Raw genomic sequence first — 1,169 nt, 5'->3', positions numbered from 1 at the left:
CAAGTATTGGAAAAGATGCTTGAAGGTGAAATGGATGCCCATTTGGGATATGAAAAGAATTCTGTGATAGGAAATAACACTGGCAACTCCCGAAATGGCAGTTATCCGAAGAAAATCCAAACCGAACATGGAGAGTCTGTCATTTCTATTCCACGTGACCGTAACGGCCAGTTTGAGCCGATAGCAGTGCCTAAACATGAAAGCCGTGGACTTTCTATAGAAAAGCTCGTTATCTCCCTATATGCCAAAGGAATGAGCGTTTCTGACATAGAGGAAGAGATGCGTGAGATTTATGAAATAGAGCTCTCTACATCTGCCATTTCCATCATTACCAACAAGGTCAATCAGGCTGCCCAGGAGTGGCAGAACCGTCCCCTTGATCCTGTTTACCTGATAGTCTGGATGGATGGTATTGTCTTCAAGGTACGGGATAACGGTAAGATCATAAACAAGACCGTTTACCTTTGCGTCGGACTGAAACAGAACGGTCTGAAGGAAGTCCTTGGCATGTGGGTTGGCAAATCGGAAAGCTCTTCTTTCTGGATGGGTGTCCTGACTGATTTAAAAGCCCGTGGGGTGCAGGATATCCTGATTACCTGTACTGACAATCTGAATGGATTTACGGATACTATCCGCAGTATATTCCCTCAGTCATCCACTCAAATCTGTGTGGTACATCAGATCAGAAACTCCTGTAAATATGTGGTTTATAAAGATAAGAAAGAGTTTACGGCAGATATGAAGAATATCTATAATGCACCCAACAAAGAGGTTGCAGCCACAGAACTTGACAATCTGGAAAAGAAATGGGGAGGAAAGTATCCTTATGCTATACTTTCATGGAGAAACAACTGGGATGATTTGACTGTTTTCTTCCAGTTCCCGCTGGAAATCAGAAAAATAATCTACACAACCAATCTCATTGAAAACCTGAACGGAAAAATCAGAAAGTACACGAAATCAAAGCTTTCATTCCCTTCGGATGATGCAGTCAAAAAGACCGTTTATCTTTCACTTATGGAGATTGAGAAGAAATGGACACAGCCGATTCATAACTGGGGCTTGATTATGAATCAATTTATGCTTATTTTTGAAAACAGAATCCAGATATAAGAACAAACTTACAGCTGAATCCTGTTTCCATTTACACAAAATTTTGGACAGTGTCT

Annotated in this window: 1 protein-coding gene; it reads left to right on the top strand. The window is 41.1% G+C overall.

Annotated features, from left to right (window positions below; translation table 11 throughout):
* Nucleotides 1–1,113 (top strand): IS256 family transposase (locus tag AB5062_RS22650; RefSeq protein WP_368327003.1); only part of this gene is annotated, 1,113 nt, incomplete at its 5' end.
* Nucleotides 1,114–1,169 lie beyond the last annotated feature (56 nt).

Source organism: Phocaeicola sp. RTP21359st1_B8_RTP21360_211022 (assembly GCF_040911965.1).
Taxonomy (GTDB): Bacteria; Bacteroidota; Bacteroidia; order Bacteroidales; family Bacteroidaceae; genus Phocaeicola; species Phocaeicola vulgatus.
This window is presented reverse-complemented; position numbering and strand designations above follow the sequence as displayed.